16 protein-coding genes and 4 tRNA genes are annotated in these 14,711 nt (G+C 54.5%); 4 read left to right on the forward strand and 16 right to left on the reverse strand.

Annotation, left to right across the window (positions count from 1 at the left end):
* Positions 1-22: 22 nt before the first annotated feature.
* The 16 genes from ACOKCT_RS13635 to ACOKCT_RS13710 form a co-directional block, all read right to left on the reverse strand.
* Positions 23-391 (reverse strand): hypothetical protein, encoded by a 369-nt coding sequence (locus ACOKCT_RS13635; RefSeq protein ID WP_103180874.1) that lies wholly within the window; start codon positions 389-391, stop codon positions 23-25.
* Between the two features lie 228 nt (positions 392-619).
* Positions 620-1,135: an S-ribosylhomocysteine lyase gene (luxS, locus tag ACOKCT_RS13640; RefSeq protein ID WP_103180875.1), complete on the reverse strand. Its 516-nt coding sequence runs from the start codon at positions 1,133-1,135 to the stop codon at positions 620-622.
* A gap of 152 nt (positions 1,136-1,287) precedes the next feature.
* The gene (gene gshA, locus ACOKCT_RS13645) at positions 1,288-2,832 is read right to left on the reverse strand and encodes a glutamate--cysteine ligase (protein ID WP_103180876.1); all 1,545 of its coding nucleotides are present in this window, start codon (positions 2,830-2,832) and stop codon (positions 1,288-1,290) included.
* 71 nt (positions 2,833-2,903) lie between these two features.
* Positions 2,904-3,332 carry a YqaA family protein gene (locus ACOKCT_RS13650; protein ID WP_103180877.1) on the reverse strand — a complete coding sequence of 143 codons (429 nt, stop codon included), beginning with the start codon at positions 3,330-3,332 and terminating at the stop codon, positions 2,904-2,906.
* Positions 3,329-3,895 (reverse strand): fructose-1-phosphate/6-phosphogluconate phosphatase, encoded by a 567-nt coding sequence (gene yqaB, locus ACOKCT_RS13655; RefSeq protein ID WP_156655149.1) that lies wholly within the window; start codon positions 3,893-3,895, stop codon positions 3,329-3,331. Before yqaB ends, ACOKCT_RS13650 begins: the two co-directional genes overlap by 4 nt.
* 248 nt (positions 3,896-4,143) lie before the next feature.
* A tRNA-Arg gene (locus ACOKCT_RS13660) sits at positions 4,144-4,220 on the reverse strand.
* Positions 4,221-4,417: 197 nt separating this feature from the next.
* Positions 4,418-4,494 (reverse strand) — tRNA-Arg (locus tag ACOKCT_RS13665).
* Positions 4,495-4,558: 64 nt separating this feature from the next.
* Positions 4,559-4,635, reverse strand: a tRNA-Arg gene (locus ACOKCT_RS13670).
* Between the two features lie 4 nt (positions 4,636-4,639).
* Positions 4,640-4,732 (reverse strand) — tRNA-Ser (locus tag ACOKCT_RS13675).
* Between the two features lie 342 nt (positions 4,733-5,074).
* A complete protein-coding gene (gene csrA / locus ACOKCT_RS13680; protein ID WP_000906486.1) occupies positions 5,075-5,260 on the reverse strand; it encodes a carbon storage regulator CsrA in 186 nt (61 codons plus the stop codon).
* A gap of 241 nt (positions 5,261-5,501) precedes the next feature.
* Positions 5,502-8,129, reverse strand: a complete 2,628-nt coding sequence (gene alaS, locus ACOKCT_RS13685; protein ID WP_156655150.1) for an alanine--tRNA ligase — start codon at positions 8,127-8,129, stop codon at positions 5,502-5,504.
* 131 nt (positions 8,130-8,260) lie between these two features.
* Entirely contained in the window at positions 8,261-8,761 is a 501-nt protein-coding gene (gene recX / locus ACOKCT_RS13690; protein WP_420193573.1) for a recombination regulator RecX, read from the reverse strand.
* 67 nt (positions 8,762-8,828) lie between these two features.
* Positions 8,829-9,887, reverse strand: coding sequence for a recombinase RecA (gene recA, locus ACOKCT_RS13695; RefSeq protein ID WP_103180881.1), 1,059 nt, complete (start codon positions 9,885-9,887; stop codon positions 8,829-8,831).
* An 87-nt stretch (positions 9,888-9,974) separates the two neighbouring features.
* Positions 9,975-10,472: a nicotinamide-nucleotide amidase gene (pncC, locus tag ACOKCT_RS13700; RefSeq protein ID WP_103180882.1), complete on the reverse strand. Its 498-nt coding sequence runs from the start codon at positions 10,470-10,472 to the stop codon at positions 9,975-9,977.
* A gap of 161 nt (positions 10,473-10,633) precedes the next feature.
* A complete protein-coding gene (gene mltB / locus ACOKCT_RS13705) occupies positions 10,634-11,725 on the reverse strand; it encodes a lytic murein transglycosylase B (RefSeq protein WP_156655151.1) in 1,092 nt (363 codons plus the stop codon).
* Between the two features lie 57 nt (positions 11,726-11,782).
* Entirely contained in the window at positions 11,783-11,908 is a 126-nt protein-coding gene (locus tag ACOKCT_RS13710) for a hypothetical protein (protein ID WP_259935559.1), read from the reverse strand.
* 84 nt (positions 11,909-11,992) lie between these two features.
* Here ACOKCT_RS13710 and srlA point away from each other — a divergent pair, with 84 nt between their 5' ends.
* The 4 genes from srlA to srlD are packed head-to-tail and all read left to right on the forward strand — an operon-like array spanning position 11,993 to position 14,681.
* Positions 11,993-12,556 carry a PTS glucitol/sorbitol transporter subunit IIC gene (gene srlA / locus ACOKCT_RS13715; RefSeq protein WP_103180884.1) on the forward strand — a complete coding sequence of 188 codons (564 nt, stop codon included), beginning with the start codon at positions 11,993-11,995 and terminating at the stop codon, positions 12,554-12,556.
* A complete protein-coding gene (gene srlE, locus ACOKCT_RS13720; RefSeq protein WP_103180885.1) occupies positions 12,553-13,512 on the forward strand; it encodes a PTS glucitol/sorbitol transporter subunit IIB in 960 nt (319 codons plus the stop codon). Before srlA ends, srlE begins: the two co-directional genes overlap by 4 nt.
* A gap of 12 nt (positions 13,513-13,524) precedes the next feature.
* Entirely contained in the window at positions 13,525-13,887 is a 363-nt protein-coding gene (gene srlB, locus ACOKCT_RS13725) for a PTS glucitol/sorbitol transporter subunit IIA (RefSeq protein ID WP_103180886.1), read from the forward strand.
* Positions 13,888-13,901: 14 nt separating this feature from the next.
* Complete coding sequence (srlD, locus tag ACOKCT_RS13730; protein ID WP_103180887.1) at positions 13,902-14,681, forward strand: sorbitol-6-phosphate dehydrogenase; 780 nt, start codon at positions 13,902-13,904, stop codon at positions 14,679-14,681.
* The last annotated feature ends 30 nt before the right edge of the window (positions 14,682-14,711 follow it).

Genomic DNA, 14,711 nt, shown 5'->3' on the forward strand with positions numbered 1-14,711 from the left:
AGTGCTGCGCTAAAATATTTATTCATAACTTGTTCATTTCATTGGCACGGTTCATCATATTGGTATAAACCGTATTACGAATCCTTACGCATACCAGCGACAGTTTTTTATTAATTTCGGTGAGCATAACTTCGGAAGCGTTATCATCAACCAGAGATTTATTCGATTCGTAAATTTTATAGTTTTTATTAATATTCTCAAATTGCTTACGGTAGGTCTCGTAGGCCGCCGGGTCGAGCTTTTGCAGCGCAGAAAACTCCTGATAGCACTGCACCTCCTGCTTACGTTCGGCAGGGGCTTTGGCTATAGGCGTAGTCACCGGTTTAGAACTGCAGGCAGACAGCAGAATAGCGGAAAAAAGAATCGCGGAGCCAGCAAAATAAACTTTCATAAATCCCTCTTAATTATATTCTATTCCATGAAATATTAACGCATCAATAATTACAGTGAATGAGCGTTAAGGTTTCATCCATAGATATAATATATATAAATAACTATCATGCGTTAGCTGCAATAATAAAGAGAAAGAGAGGATTGCACAACGAGTGACAGGCTTTTAGGAATTTATTAATAGAGTAATATTACCCGGCATACTCCTTGCGAAGAGCCGGGTAATTTGCTAGATGTGCAGTTCCTGCAACTTCTCTTTTGGCAGCGCCAGTTCGTCATTGCTGTTGACGCGAACGTCACGCTCAAGGATGTGGCGGGCAATATCCTGGGCTTCTTCCAGAGAGTGCATCTGATATGTACCGCACTGGTAAACGTTGAGCTCCGGGATCTGGTTCTGCTCTTTAACTTTCAGCACATCTTCCATCGCCGCTTTCCACGCATCTGCGACGCGGGTCTCTTCCGGCACCCCAATCAGGCTCATGTAGAACCCGGTACGGCAACCCATAGGCGAGATATCGATGATCTCAACGCCGTTACCGTTCAGGTGATCGCGCATGAAGCCGGCAAACAGGTGCTCCAGGGTGTGAATGCCTTTTTCCGGCATCACTTCTTTATTCGGTACGCAGAAACGCAGGTCGAATACCGTGATCGTATCGCCGTGCGGGGTATGCATGGTCTTCGCAACGCGTACAGCAGGTGCTTCCATACGGGTATGGTCGACAGTAAAGCTATCTAATAACGGCATACGTCACCTCCGATAGTGATTTTTTTTTAAAAAAAATGAACTCTTCTTTTCAACGCGCGTCTGAGTATATGAAAGACGCGCATTTGTTATCATCATCCCTGTTCTTCAGAGATGTTATTTTGGCCACAGCGATGTGGCCTTTTTCTTTTCTGTCAGGTCTGTTTCGCCAGAAACTCAGCAAACGACTCTGTATCCGCCGCCTCAATCTCACGCTGACGCACCGTTGACGCTTCGCGTTCAGCAGCGAACTCAGCTTCGGTAAGCACCTCCAGCGGTTCCTGCAGCAGCATATCGCGATACTCCGCCGCAAGTGCACGACCGGTCCCGCCGATGCCCCGATCAATCATAGAACGCAGAATGCGTGCCGAGAACGTTAGCTCAGGATTATCAAAACTTTCGACCAGCTGATCGCAAACCAGCTGATACGCATCGCCACCATAAACGCTGTCCAGTGTCTGGGCGACGCGTTTGAGATCGCGGAACAGATCTTTACCCACCTGTTGCAGCGGGAACTGTGCCGTCTGGCAACCTATGCCCAGCGTCAGGCCAGGTTTACGCCCTTCAAGGATCACCCGGTTCCAGTTCGTGCGGGTGCAGAGCAGTTCGTCAGCACTCATTTCCGGCGCATCGGCCAGCACGCACCAGACCATAAACAGATCCAGGAAGCGTACCTGCTGCTCGTCCACGCCGATAGGCGAGAACGGGTTGATATCCAGGGAGCGCACTTCGATGTACTCAATCCCACCGCGCTGTAACGCATCCGATGGTGTTTCTCCGCTGCGCGTGACGCGTTTCGGACGGATAGGCGCGTATAGTTCGTTTTCAATCTGTAAAACGTTACTGTTGATTTGCAGACGCTTACCGTCTTTCTCAAGACCGATCTCTTCGTAGGTTTCCGACGGGGTTTTGATCGCCCGCTTCAATCCTGCCACATACTCGTGCAGATCGTTAAACGTAATACCGAGATTGCTTTGCGACTTATTGGTATAACCCAGGTCGCTGAGACGCAGGGAGGTGGCATATGGCAGGTAGTACATACCGCAGTCGGTTTTCTCAAACGGCAGCGTGGTCGGTTTGCCCTGCAGGAAAGAGGAGCAAATCGCCGGCGATGCGCCGAACAGATACGGGATGACCCAGCCGAAGCGATAGTAGTTACGAATCAGGCGGAAATAGCCTGCGGAGATCGCCTCTTTATCTGTTTCGCCGCACTTCGCCTGCCAGAATGCCATCGGCAAGGAGAAGTTATAGTGCACGCCAGAGATCGTCTGCATCAGCGCGCCATAGCGATTTTTTAATCCTTCGCGATAGAGCGTTTTCAGACGACCGATATTGGACGTGCCGTACTGCGCCAGTTCAATATCCTGCCCCTGCGCGATATAGCACGGCATACTCAGCGGCCACATCCGCTCATCACCCAGATTACGGGCGCTGTAGCGGTGAATGTCACGCATGATTTTCAGCATGTGGTCAATTTCGCCGTCGACCGGCGTAATAAACTCAAGCAGTGCTTCGGCGAAATCAGTAGTGATCCATTTATGGGTCAGCGCCGAACCCAACGCCTGTGGATGGCCTGTCGTTGCGAGACTGCCATCTGCGTTAACGCGCAGCGTTTCGCGCTCAAGACCGCGCTGAATACCCTTCAGTGCCTGAGGGTGGTTTTCCAGCCAGGCCAGTGCCTGTGATACGTCCGGGATCAATTCGACCTCCCGCCTGTCAAAATCATTTCATTTAGCATAATTGTAATGGTTTCTGGTCACAAACAGTCCAATTAGTGCCACCACGTCATGCCCTGCAAAGTTGCAACCGCTACAAGAATGTAGCGCAATGCCTTGCCAAGGCATAAAAAAAAGAGCACAGGCCCCCAGGAGATGCGCATCCATCCCGCCAGCAGGCACAGTAAATCACCGATTACCGGCATCCAGCTTAGTAAAAGCGTGGCAGCGCCATAGCGTTTTAGCCAGCCGACTGCCTTTTCCTGCCAGCGCGATTTTTTGCGTAGCGGAAAGAATCGCCCAAGAATAACGTTAGTCAGCCCTCCAAGGCTATTACCCATTGTTGCTATTAACACGAGTAACCACGGCTGACTGACACCGGACAAGAGCATCGCCACCAGTACCACCTCGGAATTTCCGGGCAGGATCGTGGCGCTTAAAAAACTGCTGGCGAATAATGAGGCGAGTGACAGTGTGTCACTCACAGTAAGCGAACATCCACCGCGGCCATACCGGCATCACGCGCTGCCTGAATACCGAAATCGGCATCTTCAAACACCACGCACTTCGCGGGTGGTACGCCCATCAGCTCTGCACAAAGCAGAAAGGTGTCAGGTGCAGGCTTGTGGTTTTTAACGTGATCGGCCGCGACCACGGCAGAGAAATAGTGGCGCAGGTTAAGGTGGTTGAGCAGTGCTTCAGCGATAGCGCTTTCACTGCCCGTACCGACGGACATGGGACGTCGCCCGTGCCACGCCTTCACTACGTCGATTAAGGGCAAAGGACGCACAGTGTCCAGCAGCATGGCTTTTACTGCATCGGTTTTTTCACGCGCGAGCAGGTGCGGGTCGAGATCGGCCTGATTCAGTTCAATCACGGCCTGCGCAATACGCCAGGTTGGAGATCCGTTGAGGGCTATCATCGCCTGTAAGTCGAAACGCATACCATAACGACCCAGGACTTCAGTCCATGCCTGGCGATGCGTTGGCTCAGTGTCGAGGATGGTGCCATCCATATCGAAAATCAAACCGTCATACTGTGCGTACATCGTGCTCTCGCGAAAGGATTACAAAGCGTTACTTTATCGTAAACAAGGGGTTTTGTCGCTGACAGAGAAGATGATTGCTGACGAAACGTCGAAGGAATAAACAATGAGGGAGAAGATGGTGCATCCGGGAGGATTACTCGGCGTTGCCTCGCCCTCCGGGTCGTTGCTGAAGCAACGTTATCCTCCCTGATGCTGACGATTGATTCGCAGACCATGAAACAACAGCCTGGCTGTTATCTCTGAGAAGATGGTGCATCCGGGAGGATTCGAACCTCCGACCGCTCGGTTCGTAGCCGAGTACTCTATCCAGCTGAGCTACGGATGCATCGGGATTTACTACTGTACTACTCGATACCACATATCATTTCGAAATCGACATGCAATAAAAGATGGTGCATCCGGGAGGATTACTCGGCTGCGCCTCACCCTTCGGGCCGTTGCTGAAGCAACGTTATCCTCCCTGGTNCTGGCGATTAACTCGCAGACCTTGAAACAACAGCTTCGCTGTTATCTCGGAGAATATGGTGCATCCGGGAGGATTCGAACCTCCGACCGCTCGGTTCGTAGCCGAGTACTCTATCCAGCTGAGCTACGGATGCATCGGGATTTACTACTGTACTGCTCGATATTCATATCACTTCTAAAGCAATATGAAGTAATAGATGGTGCATCCGGGAGGATTCGAACCTCCGACCGCTCGGTTCGTAGCCGAGTACTCTATCCAGCTGAGCTACGGATGCAAAATGGCGGTGAGGCGGGGATTCGAACCCCGGATGCAGCTTTTGACCGCATACTCCCTTAGCAGGGGAGCGCCTTCAGCCTCTCGGCCACCTCACCACACAACGCCTCTTTCGAGTGCTCCGAGTAACTCGCTAAGAGCTTCTCGTCGCTGCGTGGCGCATATATTACTTTCTGGGACTTATAAGTCAAACAATTTTCCACAAGCTTTTATCGTTTGCACAATTCACAGGCAATTCGGACGTAAAACCTGCAAAGAGAGTGTTTTATAAACGTATTTTGCCCCTCTTTCTACACTCTTCTGCATGGAGAACGGTAGATTTTGGCGAAGTAAAAGAGATGAGAGTGGTCAAAAACAGAGCGAACGAAACAGAACGGTAACTTTAAGGAAGGAGAATGTCAGGAGGGGTGCGTCTCGCCAGAGAGCGAGACGCGATAATATCAGTAACTTGACTGCTGGGATTTTTCAGCCTGGATACGCTGGTAGATCTCTTCACGATGAACAGAGACTTCTTTAGGGGCGTTCACACCAATACGTACCTGGTTACCCTTTACCCCTAAAACTGTCACGGTGACCTCATCCCCAATCATGAGGGTCTCACCAACTCGACGAGTCAGAATCAGCATTCTTTGCTCCTTGAAAGATTAAAAGAGTCGGGTCTCTTGTATCCCGGCATTATCCATCATATAACGCCAAAAAGTAAGCGATGACAAACACGTAATGTGTAGGTAGTCACGGCATCACAATCTGTTAAACGTAAGTTTAGCCGATATACACAAACTCAACCTGACTTTATCATTATGGATAGCGTAGAGCGCAGTACGCCATAACGGTGTCGTTATGGCGTCTGATTACGCTTTGTAATTATTACAGTTTCGAATTTACCCAGCTTTCTACACTGGCCAGTGCTGCCGGGAGGGCCGCAGCGTCCGTACCACCGGCTTGCGCCATGTCAGGACGACCACCGCCTTTACCGCCCACTTGCTGAGCGACCATACCAATCAGCTCCCCTGCTTTCACACGGTCGATCACGTCCTTAGATACGCCCGCAATCAGAGAAACCTTACCTTCCGCTACCGTTGCCAGAACGATAACCGTTGAACCGAGCTGGTTCTTGAGATCGTCGACCATGGTACGAAGCATTTTCGGCTCAACGCCCGTCAGCTCGCTGACCAGCAGTTTAACGCCTTTAATTTCAACCGCTTTGCTGGAGAGGTTTGCGCTCTCCGCAACCGCAGCCTGCTCTTTCAGCTGCTGGAGTTCTTTTTCCAGTTGGCGGGTACGTTCCATCACGCTGCGCACTTTCTCGCCCAGGTTCTGGCTGTCGCCCTTCAGCAGCTGCGCGATGTCGTGCAGCTGATCGCTCTCAGCATGCAGGCTGGCAATCGCGCCTTCACCGGTGACCGCTTCGATACGACGAACGCCTGCCGCGGTACCGGATTCGGACACGATGCGGAACAGACCGATGTCGCCCGTACGGCTGGCGTGCGTACCACCACACAGCTCGGTGGAGAAGTCACCCATGCTCAGCACACGTACACGGTCGTCATACTTCTCGCCGAACAGGGCCATTGCGCCTTTGTTCTTCGCCGCCTCGAGGTCCATGATGTTGGTTTCGATCGGCAGGTTACGACGGATCTGAGCGTTAACCAGATCTTCCACCGCGCGGATTTCTGCCGGTTTCATCGCTTCAAAATGGGAGAAGTCGAAACGCAGCACTTTGTCATTTACCAGGGAGCCTTTCTGGGCAACGTGCGTACCCAGAACCTGGCGCAGCGCGGCGTGCATCAGGTGCGTCGCGGAGTGGTTCAGACGAATACGTGCGCGGCGCGCTTCGTCAACGATAGCCTGAACGCCCTCGCCCACTTTCAGTTCGCCGGATGCCAGCGTCCCCTGGTGGCCGATTGCCTGACCATATTTCTGCGTGTCGCTGACGGCAAAGCTGAAACCATTGCCTTTCAGTTCGCCTTTATCACCCACCTGGCCGCCTGATTCCGCGTAGAACGGCGTCTTGTCCAGAACCACAACGGCAGTCTGGCCCGCGCTGATGCTCTCCACGGCTTTGCCGTCAACAAACAGGGCTGTTACTGTGCCGTTGGTTTCCAGATGCTCGTAACCTTCAAATTCGCTGCTGCCATCAACGCGGATCATGGCGTTGTAATCGGCGCCGAACCCGCTGGATTCACGCGCACGACGGCGCTGCTCTTCCATTGCCGCTTCGAAGCCCGCTTCGTCAACTTTAATGTTGCGCTCGCGGCAAACATCAGCCGTCAGGTCAACCGGGAAACCATAGGTGTCGTACAGACGGAAGGCGGTTTCACCATCCAGAGTGTCGCCTTTCAGCTTCGACAGCTCGTCGTCCAGCAGGGTCAGGCCACGTTCCAGCGTACGGGCAAACTGCTCTTCTTCGGTTTTCAGAACCTGCTCAACCTGCGCCTGCTGACGTTTCAGCTCTTCGCCCGCTGCGCCCATAACGCCAATCAGCGGCCCCACCAGCTTATAGAAGAAGGTATCTTTCGCGCCCAGCATGTTGCCGTGGCGGATCGCGCGGCGAATGATACGGCGCAGCACGTAGCCGCGGTTTTCATTCGATGGGATCACGCCGTCAGCAATCAGGAATGCACAGGAGCGGATGTGGTCGGCAATCACGCGCAGGGATTTGTTGCTCAGGTCGGTCGCGCCAGTCACGTCGGCAACGGACTTAATCAGAGTGCTGAACAGATCGATGTCGTAGTTGGAGTTAACGTGCTGCAGTACTGCGGCAATACGCTCCAGACCCATACCGGTATCTACGGATGGCTTCGGCAGTGGCTCCATGGTGCCGTCGATCTGACGGTTGAACTGCATGAAGACGATGTTCCAGATCTCGATGTAACGGTCGCCGTCTTCTTCTGCGCTGCCAGGAGGGCCGCCCCAGATGTGGTCGCCGTGATCGTAGAAGATTTCGGTGCAAGGACCGCACGGACCGGTATCGCCCATCTGCCAGAAGTTGTCAGACGCGTACGGGGCGCCTTTGTTATCGCCGATGCGAATAATACGTTCGCGCGGGATACCCACCTCTTTTTCCCAGATTTCATAGGCTTCATCGTCGGTTTCGTAGACGGTAACCCACAGGCGCTCTTTCGGCAGGTTGAACCAGTTTTCACCGGTCAGCAGTTCCCATGCGTACTGGATAGCGTCATGTTTGAAATAGTCGCCAAAGCTGAAGTTACCCAGCATCTCGAAGAAGGTGTGGTGACGTGCGGTATAACCGACGTTTTCCAGATCGTTATGTTTACCACCCGCACGTACACAACGCTGTGAGGTGGTCGCGCGGGAATAATTACGCTTGTCGAGACCAAGGAAGACATCCTTGAACTGGTTCATCCCGGCGTTGGTAAAAAGTAAAGTTGGATCGTTGTTCGGTACCAGGGAGCTGCTGGCAACAACCTGATGTCCCTTACTATGGAAAAAATCGAGAAACGCCTGTCGGATCTCAGCGGTGCTCTTGCTCATAATTATCCTGAAATCAAGCTAACGAAATGTCACAGCGGGTCACTACGCAACCGTTGTTGGACGGACCAGCTACTGTAAAAAGTGGGAATAAGATAAGTTTTCTTTGGAGGGAAGTAAAATCCCGCATGCGTTCAATCGATAAAATTACGCCAGATATCCTGTATATCCTCCATCAGGAAACCGCGGTAGAGCAAAAAGCGCTGGATTTTGACTTTTTCTGAAAATTCACGCGGCAGCGGTTCGCCGTATTTTCGCACCGCCTGTTCCCGCGCCAGTTCGCACCAGTCAATCTCGCATTCACGCATCGCGCGTTCTGTGATTTCCCGTGGGATACCTTTCTGATTAAGCTCCTGGCGGATACGCGCCGGGCCATAACCTTTACGGCTGCGGCTGGCGATAAAGCGAGAGACGAAGCGGCTATCGTCCAGATAGTTATGCTCGTAACACCAGGCAATAACGCGGTCATAATCTTCCGCGGTCGCGTCGATTTGTTCCGGGCCGTTTTTGCTCATGACCGGCGCCATGAGTTTGCGGCGCAGCTCCTGTTCGCTATGGTCGCGCACGCTCAGTATGCGTACTGCGCGATCAAGCAGACGGTTCCAGGCGGGGCGTCGGGGGGATGATTCACTCATAAAGCACCTGCTGAAAAACAAATGCAAAAAAGGGCCGCAATCGCAGCCCTTTTATTACATCAAGTGATTAGAAATCTTCGTTGGTTTCTTCTACGTCTGCGTCATCCGCAGTGAAGTCTGGCTTAGCATCCTGATTGTTGAGAAGCAGATCGCGTACCTTCTTCTCAATCTCTTTCGCTGCTGCCGGGTTCTCTTTCAGCCAGGAGATAGCATTCGCTTTACCCTGACCAATCTTGTCGCCGTTGTAGCTGTACCAGGCGCCCGCTTTCTCAATCAGCTTCTCTTTCACGCCGAGGTCAACCAGTTCGCCGTAGAAGTTGATGCCTTCGCCGTAGAGGATCTGGAATTCAGCCTGTTTGAACGGTGCAGCGATTTTGTTCTTAACCACTTTCACACGCGTTTCGCTACCCACCACGTTCTCACCGTCTTTAACGGCACCGATACGGCGGATATCCAGACGCACGGAGGCGTAGAATTTCAGCGCGTTACCACCGGTGGTGGTTTCCGGGTTACCGAACATCACACCGATCTTCATACGGATCTGGTTGATGAAGATCAGCAGCGTGTTGGACTGCTTCAGGTTACCGGCCAGCTTACGCATCGCCTGGCTCATCATACGTGCCGCGAGGCCCATGTGAGAGTCACCGATTTCGCCTTCGATTTCTGCTTTTGGCGTCAGCGCCGCTACGGAGTCGACGATGATTACGTCAACTGCGCCAGAGCGCGCCAGTGCGTCACAGATTTCCAGTGCCTGCTCACCGGTATCCGGCTGCGAGCAGAGCAGGTTGTCGATATCAACACCCAGTTTACGTGCGTAAACCGGATCCAGCGCGTGCTCAGCATCGATAAAGGCACAGGTTTTGCCCTCGCGCTGTGCAGCAGCCACAACCTGTAAGGTCAGGGTGGTTTTACCGGAGGATTCTGGCCCGTAGATCTCTACGATACGACCCATAGGCAGGCCGCCAGCACCCAGTGCAATATCCAGAGAAAGCGAACCGGTGGAGATAGTTTCTACATCCATGGAACGATCTTCACCCAGGCGCATGATGGAACCTTTACCGAATTGCTTTTCGATCTGGCCCAGTGCTGCCGCCAACGCTTTCTGTTTGTTTTCGTCGATAGCCATTTTTTCCTCTCATGCCGGGTGAAACAACTGCGCTTCACCTTGGATTTCTGTTCTGTTGCAGCAATTATACTGTATGCTCATACAGTATCAAGTGTTTTGTAGAAAATGTTGCCAGAGCGTTTTTAACGCATAAACGGTGGCCTGACGACGCACGCTTTCACGGTCGCCGCTAAAGCATTCCCGGCGGGTAATCCCCTCCCCTTGGGCCGTCGCAAAGCCAAACCACACTGTTCCAACAGGCTTTTCCTCGCTGCCACCGTCCGGCCCGGCGATGCCGCTAATAGAGATAGCATAGTCCGCCCGGGCAGCACGCAGGGCGCCAATCGCCATTTCAATGACCACCGGTTCACTCACCGCGCCGTGCTCGATGAGCGTGGGCTCACGAACCCCAATCATCTGCGCTTTCGCTTCATTACTGTAGGTGACAAAACCGCGTTCAAACCAGGCGGAACTGCCCGCGATATCGGTGATAGCTTTCGCCACCCAGCCACCGGTACAGGACTCAGCCGTGGTGACCGTGGCACCGCGCTGTTTCAGCGCCTGCCCTACCCTCTCACTGAGCTGCATTAATTCATGGTCACTCATCTCGTTTTGTCTCCATAAAAACGTGCAGCACAAGATAGCACTTTAGTCGGTAGATATGAGGATGAGGTGGCGCTTTTACGAGGGGGATTCAGAAAAAATAAACGTAGCCATCCGGCCAGGAGTGAAACGTGAGTGGCGTAAGCCACCCACGTTTTCAGGCGTTAACTGAACGGCGAGGCCGCCCTCGCCTGGGCCACCGCCAGCCCCAGTTGCCAGACCGCCATCGCATAGTGCGTACTGTGGTTGTAGCGGGTGATGGTGTAGAAGTTCGGCAGGCCGTACCAGTACTGATAACCGGTGCCAATATCCAGACGTAGCAGGCTCACCTGCTGATTGCCGTTCAGCGGCTGCTGCGGCGTGAGGCCGGCAGAGGTCAGCTGTGCCGCGCTGTAGCGGGTTTTAAAGCCGTTCTCCAGCCCCGGTGCCTGGCCGTTAGCCATAACCGCGACCGGCTGGCCTGGCGTCCAGCCATGCTCTTTAAAGTAGTTGGCAACGCTGCCAATGGCATCTTCAGGATCCCACAGGTTGATGTGCCCGTCCCCATTGAAATCGACCGCATACTGCTTATAGGAGGAGGGCATAAACTGGCCGTAGCCCATCGCCCCGGCAAAGGAGCCTTTCAGATCCAGCGGGTCGTCCTGCTCGTCACGGGCCATCAGCAGGAAGGTTTCCAGCTCAGAGGAGAAGTATTCCGCCCGGCGCGGGTAGTTAAAGGAGAGGGTCGCCAGCGCATCAAGAATGCGGGTTTTTCCCATCACCCGGCCCCAGCGGGTCTCCACGCCGATAATCCCGACGATGATCTCCGGCGGCACGCCGTAAACCTGCTGGGCACGGGTCAGTGCATCCTGATACTGATTCCAGAACGCCACGCCATTCTGCACGTTGTCCGGGGTAATAAACTGCTTGCGATAGCGCAGCCATGCGCCGTTCGGTCCGGCCGGAGGCTGGGTGGTCGGCGCCTGACGATCCATCAGTCGCAATACATAATCCAGACGTTTCGCCTGGGAGAGGATCTCCTGTAGCTGGGCTTTGTTAAAGCCGTGCTTGCTCACCATTTTGTCGATGAACTGCTCCGCCGCAGGGTTATTGGCAAAGTCGCCCCCCATCTGCATCACATTATGCTGAGGCTCCAGCAGGAAGCCGCCGGAAGGGGCGCCTGCCGTTTGCTGGACCTCTTCGGTCTTCGGTTTACTACTGCATGCGGAGAGCAGAATAAGCGCAGGGAGTAGCGCTGCGTAACGACGCTTGAACATGACACATCCATTCACGAATTCGATAAGTGGCAAGTATGGTAAAGCATCCGGGACACCTCAAGGAAGGGGCGCACACGCACCCGGCAAAATCTTTACGCTGCCTAAAGGTAAATTCAGTCTCTTCTTCACCACGCCGCCGTCACCTTTCTTATTATCTTTCAAAATAATCACTTTTTCTTTCATTGTGGGATCTATTTAACACTTTAAAACCTTTCAAAGTGATTATTATTACTCCGCCAGAGCGAACATACCCTACAGGAGAAAATAATGATAGAAATCATCACCCATGGCGCCGAGTGGTTTATCGGGCTGTTTCAGAAAGGTGGCGAAGTCTTTACCAGCATGGTCACCGGCATTCTGCCGCTGCTGATCAGCCTGCTGGTGATCATGAATGCGCTGATCAACTTTATCGGCCAGCAGCGGATTGAAAAGCTGGCCCAGCGCTGCGCAGGTAACCCCCTTTCCCGCTATCTGCTGCTGCCCTGCATTGGCACCTTTGTGTTTTGTAACCCCATGACCCTGAGCCTCGGGCGCTTTATGCCCGAACGCTACAAGCCGAGCTACTACGCGGCAGCATCCTACAGCTGCCACTCCATGAACGGCCTGTTCCCGCATATCAACCCGGGCGAGCTGTTTGTCTATCTGGGGATCGCCAGCGGCCTGACCACCCTCGGCCTGCCGCTCGGCCCGCTGGCGGTGAGCTACCTGGTGGTCGGCCTGGTGACTAACTTCTTCCGCGGCTGGGTGACCGATCTCACCACCGCCATTTTCGAAAAGAAGATGGGCATTCAGCTTGAACAGAACGTCCAGCTTAAGGGAGCCACAGCATGAGCCGGATCCGCATTGAAAAAGGCACGGGTGGCTGGGGCGGCCCGCTGGAGTTCGACGCCACCGAAGGCAAAAAAATCGTCTACATCACCGCGGGCACCCGCCCGGCTATCGTCGACAAGCTGCGCGAACTCACCGGCTGGGAAGCGATGGACGGCTTTAAAGAGGGCGAGCCGCCGGAAGCGGAGATCGGCGTGGCGGTGATCGACTGCGGCGGCACCCTGCGCTGCGGCATCTACCCGAAACGGCGCATTCCCACCGTCAATATTCATTCGACGGGGAAATCCGGCCCGCTGGCGCAGCATATCGTGGAGGACATTTACGTCTCAGGCGTAAAAGAAGAGAACATCACGCTGGTAGACGGGGCTGCACCAGCCAAAAAGCACGCGCCGCGCGAATATGACACCAGCAAGAAGATCACCGAGCAGAGCGACGGTCTGCTGGCAAAAGTCGGGATGGGAATGGGCTCTGCGGTTGCGGTCCTGTTCCAGTCCGGGCGCGACACCATCGATACGGTGCTGAAAACCATCCTGCCGTTCATGGCCTTCGTCTCGGCGCTGATCGGCATCATCATGGCCTCCGGGCTGGGGGACTGGATCGCCCACGGCCTGGCTCCGCTGGCCAGTCATCCGCTCGGGCTGGTGACCCTGGCGCTGATCTGCTCCTTCCCGCTGCTGTCGCCGTTCCTCGGTCCCGGCGCGGTCATCGCCCAGGTCATTGGCGTACTGATTGGCGTGCAGATTGGGCTGGGCAATATTCCCCCGCACCTCGCCCTGCCCGCGCTGTTCGCCATTAATGCCCAGGCCGCCTGTGACTTTATCCCGGTGGGGCTGTCGCTGGCTGAAGCGCGCCAGGAGACCGTACGCGTCGGCGTCCCTTCGGTGCTGGTAAGCCGCTTCCTGACTGGTGCGCCAACGGTGCTGATCGCCTGGTTCGTCTCCGGCTTTATTTATCAATAAGAGGAATTCCTGATGACCGTGATTTACCAGACCACCATTACCCGCATCGGCCAGAGCGCCCCGGATGCGCTGAGCGACCAGATGCTGATCACCTTTCGTGAAGGGGCCCCGGCAGATATTGAGGAATTCTGTTTTATCCACTGCCACGGGGAGCTCAATGGCGAACTGAAGGTCGGAAGCGAGCTGGAGCTGGGCGAAACGCGCTATGCCGTCACCGCCGTGGGCGACGTGGCCGAACAAAACCTGCGCGAGCTGGGCCACATCACCCTGCGTTTCGATGGTCGGCTCCAGGCGGAGTACCCCGGCACGGTTCACGTGGCGGGCCCGGTTCCACAGGCTGTTACCCCAGGCTGCACATTAAAATTTGTTGCGTAATTAAGGAGAGAAATATGAGTCAGGTTGCCGTTGTCATTGGTGGAGGACAAACCTTAGGGGAGTTCCTCTGCCGTGGGCTTGCCGCAGAGGGTTACCGCGTGGCGGTAGTCGATATCCAGAGTGAAAAGGCCGCCCGCGTGGCGGACGCCATCAATACCGAATTCGGTAACGGGATGGCCTGGGGATTTGGCGCTGACGCCACCAGCGAGCAGAGCGTGCTGGCTCTCGCCCGCGGCGTGGACGAGATTTTTGGCCGCACCGATCTGCTGGTCTACAGCGCCGGGATCGCCAAAGCGGCATTTATCAGCGATGTGGAGCTGGGGGATTTCGACCGTTCATTGCAGGTGAACCTGGTGGGCTATTTCCTCTGCGCCCGGGAGTTCTCGCGCCTGATGATCCGCGACGGCATTGCCGGGCGCATCATTCAGATCAACTCCAAATCCGGCAAGGTGGGCAGCAAGCACAACTCCGGCTACAGCGCGGCCAAGTTCGGCGGCGTGGGGCTGACGCAGTCCCTGGCGCTGGATCTGGCGGAATATGGCATTACCGTGCATTCCCTGATGCTCGGCAACCTGCTGAAATCGCCGATGTTCCAGTCCCTGCTGCCGCAGTACGCCACCAAACTTGGCATTAATGAGGATCAGGTGGAGCAATACTACATCGATAAAGTGCCGCTGAAGCGCGGCTGCGACTATCAGGACGTGCTGAATATGCTGCTGTTTTATGCCAGCCCGAAAGCCTCTTACTGCACCGGGCAGTCGATCAATGTCACCGGTGGGCAGGTGATGTTCTGAGTTCATTCCCCGGGGGCGCTGCGCTTACCG

The sequence above is a fragment of the Leclercia sp. M-A074-M genome, assembly GCF_965195605.1.
Classification (GTDB): domain Bacteria; phylum Pseudomonadota; class Gammaproteobacteria; order Enterobacterales; family Enterobacteriaceae; genus Enterobacter.